We start from the raw sequence: 6,787 nt of genomic DNA, 5'->3' as shown, positions 1-6,787 counted from the left end.
TCGCATCGGAGATGCCGTACTCCCGACACACCTCCTTGACCAGTCTGCCACCTTCAACCTCTTTCAGAATCTTAACGATCTGTGACTCGCTGTACCGTGATTTCTTCATGTTGTCCTCCGATTGCCTTATTGTAGGCCGGAGAACTCTAATTTACAGTGCAACTAAAACAGGGGTGTTTACATTTGATACGAAGACTAAGGTACAGCTCACGATAGATCGGATAAACGCGCAATTGGTTCCAAAGAGAATTCTCCACATTGCGCAGATACGGAAAACAGAATCCGAAGCCCGAGTTACGCTGGTTATGGGTCAATGTAAACAACAGGTCCCCAATTTCAGCATATTCAGTGCTAAGTTTGGCTTGGTAGCGATAGCAGGCCTCACTGACACACATGGTCACACAGGCATGGCAAATGCTACAAAGAACCGCTGCAACCGTTTCTTGCGCTAACTCGCGACCCAGAGATGGGTTTATCACTTTCCCTCAAGAGCTTCCTTACGGAGTATAGACTTGAGCCGCTCTTCGGCATACGTCTTCTTCAACCGCTGGCTTTAGCCCTTAAGCTCTTTCATGCGCTTGACCATACAGCCGAACTTGGTGCGCCACCAGTAAGAAGTGGCGCGCTCTTGCCAGATTTTCTGGCATAGTTCAGGCACCTTACCGGCAAGCCATTCTTGGCTTGTTACAGGATGTTCATAATCTAGCTGTCAGTAGAATTGGACTTTTTCATGCAAAAACTCCTTCCTCTATTGGGTGTATGAGATTCTACTATTCCGCTCCCTTAGTTTCATGGGGGATAACTTAACTAATACATGTCTTCATTCAATACTCTCTAAGTAGCGTAGGATGTCTACATCTGAATATGTCCCTCGAGCAAACTTCGTTAGTAAAACAGACTTGTACTTATGGAGATAGAGTAACGAATTGTCCATGTAAGTTAACTCAGGAGAGTTAGTTTTCACGAATAGATCCTTCGTCCACTCGAGAGCTAGCTCCCGATCCATTTCTTCAAGCATACGTGATAGCTTAAAAGACGTCATTGCAGGTGATATATTTGCCTCAACCCACTTACGTGGACGGAAATTTTGTTGACTTTGGGAAAAGCGTATCAATGCACTTTCAAGGTCGCTGTCTGACACAATCATCCCAGTGTCTTCATTTATGTGACGAGTGTTACCACAGACACACTCGCTCGCCAATAAAGCCGGGACATCACACCATAACCCCTCTGCTAGCCCCTTGTTGGCGCCCTCTCTGAGTGAAACTAAGACGTTAACTTTAGAGGAGCCAACAAGTCGACTCAACTCCGCTTGGCTCATCCCACTATAAAACTTGAGATTAGACTTAGACTGCGCCCACTTTACTATTTCCAAAATGTCTTTCTTGTTCCCACCATGGCTAGCACATACCAATGCTGGTTTGAACTGATCATTCAACTTTGTTACATTTACAACTGCTTGTAGAAACCTATCAACTCGCTTTGCGCTGTCAAAATTCGCTACATAGATGCAGTCAAATTCCTTATCATTGCTATCGCTTGGAACAAAAGTCTCTGGATTAACCCAATCCGCCGGACCAATTGTTGATGGAACAAGATTACTTTTTAGCTCTTCTATGAAGCTAAAGTCACGCTCATAGCCCGATAACACCACTACTTTATTATCAACGCGGAGTCTGGTCCATACTAATATTTCTGGCAAGGCATAACCTACCCAACTAGGCTCTAATATAATGTTAAAAAATGTACTCAGTTCGTCTGCATCAATCAACTGATAAAAAGCACTAAATGTTTCAGTAAACTTAACTATTAGAACTCCTTTCTCAATTAATTCCCCATCTATAATTCTAGGCTTTTTAAGAATCAGTGTACGACTGCTTAAATCATTGATCCCCCTCCCTTCTAAAGGAGGTAGCATACCAACTAGCAAACTACTCTCGTGTTCAAGTAGTTTGTCAGCTTCTACAATTTTTCGTACTCTATTTGTGGTACTTGCATTCGATGAAACTCTGGCAGATTTTAATAATAGCGTCACACCCAATCTCTTTTTTCTAATAGCTAAGCATAGCATCGCTATCAATTTCAAAACTTGGCTTACTGGCAATGCAAATTTAGTGTGCAAAATAAACAAAGATTTTTGCCTGAAAAAAAAGCTATAGACTATCTTTCTTGAATAATCAGTCACTACTCAGCTCCATGTCTAGCTTTAACTAATATTATGCTCATCAGTAGATCTCGCATAGCATATTAACGCAAGAAATTATCAATGGGCACATTCTATACTCATAGCTTATTATGAGCATTATCAAGTTTACAGTAAGGGTGTCGATATCTGAACATCCTATGCATAAAGATACCCTCGGCTTATCATCCACTTCTGAAATACATAGCAAGCCCAAATAGCATTATCGTAAACTCTGCTTCCTCTTTGAGATTTAGACACCATGTTACTAACAACTTCATAATCTAATATACCAACAGCTGTAATATTCTCAAAACTCAGATAGCGCTTGATATCATTAGATAGAGGACCAGTAATCCACTTTCCAAGTGGCACTGTAAACCCCATTTTTGGCCTATTGAATAGGCGAGGTGGCACATACTTACTCAATGTGTCTTTCAATATCGCTTTTTCTGTTTTATTGTGAAGCTTCTGCTCTATAGATAGTGAATTTGCAAAAGAAGTTATTCTACTATCTAGCAAAGGCACTCTTACCTCTAGCGAGTTAGCCATTGCAGTTCTATCTGTCTTATACAGACAATCTCCTGGCAAATAATATTTCACATCCCATTCTGCAGCTGACTTAATAAAATCACTATCAAAGTCAAAACTGCTTCTATCATATAAGGTTTTCGAACTCACTGAGTCAAATACTGTTAGCCTCACATCTGAATAGCTAATCAACTTTCTATACAAAGATTCTGCTGAGATCGACTCATTAATTATTTTTAACTTTTTTATCTTAGATTCGTAGTTTACTCCTAATCTTTGATTAGAATATTCTGCAAGCTTATTTAATACTGAATCAACAGGAAGTGATTGAAGCACTCTGATAACTGCACCCATAGATTGCTTCATATATTTTGGTTGTGAACTTGCCAGTTCGAACAAACGCTTAGCTTTAGAATATCTATTGTATCCTATAAACAACTCGTCGCCGCCATCCCCTGACAGACAAACGCTCACTTTGTTTTTGGTGAATTTGGACAGCAAAAATGACGGTATAGCCGACGCGTTGGCAAATGGCTCATCTAAATGCAAGACGATAGTGTCTACTAAGCCCAACAAATCTCGCTCAGATATCTCAATAATATTCGAGATGGCACCAAGGTGCTTAGCAATGTCATGAGCTTTTCGAGATTCATCAAATTGTTTATCATCAAATCCAATAGTAAATGTCTCTATCTGTCTATTACTGATACTACTCATTATAGAAGTTACTAAACTTGAATCTATGCCACCAGATAGAAAGCTCCCTAAACTAACATCAGACACCATTTGGTCAGATATTACTTTCTGGAGAATTAAGTCAAATTTGTTCACTAATTCGGAATGAGGTAACTTTGATGAATCAGCCTGAGGTGCTTCTTTCTTATCGTAAGATTTTTTAGAAATAATTTCGGTAGTGAGGTTAAACGTCAAAATTTTACCTGGTTCTAATTTATAAACCTCGTTAAAAATTGTGCTTTCCCCTGGAAAGTAACCATAGGTAAAAAATAGGCTTGCCGTCTCTTTACTTACAGTCATTGATTTATTAAATGGGACTTCAATTCCTTTTAATTCTGATGAAAAGGCAAATCTATTGCCAACCCTTCCATAGTACAATGGTTTCTCACCAAGTCTATCCCGTGCTAAATGAAGTACGTCACGAACTTTATCATAAAGTGCAAAAGCAAACATTCCTATTATTTTTTCTAACGCTTTCTCGACTCCGACGTATGCTATTAGCTCTAGCAATACCTCAGTATCAGAAGTAGATTGACAATTTACTCCTCTTTCTTCTAGCTCTCTCCTTAATTCTATAAAATTATATATTTCACCATTGAAAACAATAACATAGTTTTCGTTCTTTGAAGTCATTGGTTGATTACCTAAGACTGAGATATCGATTATAGATAATCGTCTGTGCCCGAGGTATACGCGTTTGTTAGAGGACTCAAAGGTCCCCTCACTATCTGGCCCGCGATACAAAATGCTTTCATTCATTTCGTTTAGTTGAAGCAAATTGCTTTGGCTACTAACTTCATCAATTTGTTTACTTAGATCAACAATTCCATTTATTCCGCACATTTCGTGCTCCTATAGGCAGTCACGGACTTAGTGAAATCTTTTGCTATCTTCTCGTAGTTATATTTAGCAAAAATTGATTCGAATGCTCTTTCAGCTAATTCATGCCCATTCACCCGACTTTCCAAAATACTTTTTATACATTCCACATATTCATCTGGATTGCTTGCATGTAACACATGCTGCATATTTTCTACTTCAATTCCCTCACAAGATATAGGATTTGCTACACATGGTATTCTGTGTGCGAATGCCTCAATAAGTTTAAGCTTAGTCCCCCCTCCGTCTCGTATAGGGCAGACGTACACAGATGCAGAAGAAAGGAAATTACTTATATCTTCTACAAACCCGTGCACTCTGAAACTAGGGTCATTTTCTTGTATTTTCACTAGCCTTTCTGGTGGGTTACTCCCAATAATGTCTATCTCAATATCAGGGACTTCAAGCTTTAATCTTTTCCAAATATCATCATAAAAGTAAGTAATCGCATCGACATTAGGATACCAGTCCATTGTACCGATAAATAGAAGGCTGTTAGTTTTCGGGTCTCTTTTAAAATTCTCGATTAAACCAAAATCAAACCCGTTAGGAACGACGATGCTATTAGTAGTTTCGCATATTGAATCTAGCACTTTTTTGTCATCATATGAGCAGACTACGTTCAAGTCTATTTCTCGGCTAATTTTTTTTTCAATTCGCAATAGCTTTTTATACTCAATCCAATACAGTGTTTTCATTGCAAAATTTTTGGTGTTAAAAGAGCGTCTCTTCATCATTTCTGATTCAATATTATGATGCCCGATGAGTATGGTTTTTCCATGTAGTTTTTTCAAGTCAATATTCTTAATTAACGATATAGTATCTATATAAATAAGGTCATACTCACTCAAAGATAATTGACGTTCAATACTTTTCTTGAAACTTTTACTACTTAGCCATTCAATTGAGTAAGGATACTTTTTCAGAAGGCTTTTAATTGTTAGGAAGGTCTTTCTTAAAAAGCTAGATACTATTGGCTTACTTTCAATATGCAAATTAACACAATATGTTTGGAGTGTTCTGATTGATTCCTGAACACCTAAAGAGTAATTCTCAAAGTATGGCTCAACCAACTGTCTTTGACTGAGACAAAACAAATCAAGATCATATTCGTTAGATAGTTCGCGAATAATATTATAGCTTCTGTTTAACAAGCCAGCTTTTGGTGGATAAGGTATCATATGAGACACCCAAAGTAGCTTGTCTTTTTTCCGTTTACATTCCATATATTCCCTCATGTAGACTGTTTTGCATTTTCGGTATATGTTAGCTATCTACTAGCTTCAATTACTTTATTTCTAGTACTATGGCTCAATTTTGAATTCATACTGTTAGCGAGACTACTTATTAGTGCAGCAGATATCCACAAGAACGGGTAGTAGCCTACTGTTACAAATTGACCCGCGATAAAAAAACCAACAACACCTAACAATAACCCTTTATGGATATTAATAAGAACAGGATCAATATACCTAGAAATTTTCTTTTTAAGTGAAAACATGATTAACAGATAAAAGGCGATTGCAGGTATCCCGGCATCTGTCCCAACTTGTATTAGTATATTGTGTGGCAGCTCGGCGACAGTCTGACCAGCACTGTTCACAAATAGCACATCCTCGGGATACTCATTAGAGTAATAAGGGATGAAATTATAGTAACCAACTCCTGTTAATGGATGCTTACGAATCATCTCCAAGCCGTTAGTCCAGTATAGTATTCTTTGCTCTGACGTTCTGTCCTCTCCGATGGTTTGAAACCTTCCCATTTGTTCTTCGGGAATTAAGGCAAACAAAGTAAGGCCAAAACCAAATGCAGCCACTAGAATTTTCGGTTTAAATATTCTTATATGAAAATAACATAGTAAAACTATAAATATTGCAATTTGGCTACCTCGACTACTTGCTCCCATAACAGTTAATGCCGGGGAAACCAACGCTATTAATAAGAATACTTTTTCTAGCCTTCCTGAATACTTCCACACACTAACGATAAAGTATATTGTTAGTGAAAACAGAATTACCATCTGTATTGCAAGCTCTCCAGAGTTTTCGAAAAAACCAGGTGGACCCTTAAGTCCCCAGCCAGTGAATGATAAACCTCTAGATAGAAATATCCACGATGTTCCAATTGCAATTTTAAGTGAACATAAGAAAAACACCAATAGGAAGACATAGAAACGCTCTTTAGTTGTCACTATCATAGTTATCGAGAGATATATGATCACCCATTGAAAGAAATTGATGTGATTCATTTCAGACCAGGACGGGTAGTATGCGAATAGAAATGAAATATGAATTTGTATTGTAAAAAGTAGGATCCATGTATGAGTCCAAGACCAAGCTATCTTGGCTTTCTTGTCGGTAAACCCTAGAGCTATAGCACCTAGCAAGAAGAGTTTCGTCCATGGTAGTACGTCAAACGAAGGATATATAGATTGAGGCCTGAAGTACTCAAAAAAAA

Annotated in this window: 5 protein-coding genes; all 5 read right to left on the bottom strand. The window is 38.1% G+C overall.

Features of this window, described 5'->3' with window-relative positions:
• Window positions 1-109 (bottom strand): transposase (locus EP166_RS20985; RefSeq protein WP_164744052.1); only part of this gene is annotated, 109 nt, incomplete at its 3' end.
• A gap of 711 nt (window positions 110-820) precedes the next feature.
• On the bottom strand, window positions 821-2,185 hold the full coding sequence (locus tag EP166_RS20980) for a glycosyltransferase (RefSeq protein WP_127560818.1): 1,365 nt from the start codon (window positions 2,183-2,185) through the stop codon (window positions 821-823).
• Between the two features lie 156 nt (window positions 2,186-2,341).
• Complete coding sequence (asnB, locus tag EP166_RS20975) at window positions 2,342-4,291, bottom strand: asparagine synthase (glutamine-hydrolyzing) (RefSeq protein ID WP_127560816.1); 1,950 nt, start codon at window positions 4,289-4,291, stop codon at window positions 2,342-2,344.
• On the bottom strand, window positions 4,279-5,553 hold the full coding sequence (locus EP166_RS20970) for a glycosyltransferase family 4 protein (protein WP_164744051.1): 1,275 nt from the start codon (window positions 5,551-5,553) through the stop codon (window positions 4,279-4,281). Before EP166_RS20970 ends, asnB begins: the two co-directional genes overlap by 13 nt.
• A 44-nt stretch (window positions 5,554-5,597) precedes the next feature.
• Window positions 5,598-6,787: O-antigen ligase family protein (locus EP166_RS20965; RefSeq protein ID WP_220432670.1), on the bottom strand; the 1,190-nt coding region annotated here is incomplete at its 5' end.

Origin of the sequence: Saccharospirillum alexandrii (assembly GCF_004000275.1) — a bacterium.
In the GTDB taxonomy this organism is placed as follows: Bacteria; Pseudomonadota; Gammaproteobacteria; order Pseudomonadales; family Natronospirillaceae; genus Saccharospirillum; species Saccharospirillum alexandrii.
Note: the sequence above shows the minus strand (reverse complement) of the source record. Positions and strands in the feature narration are given on the sequence as shown.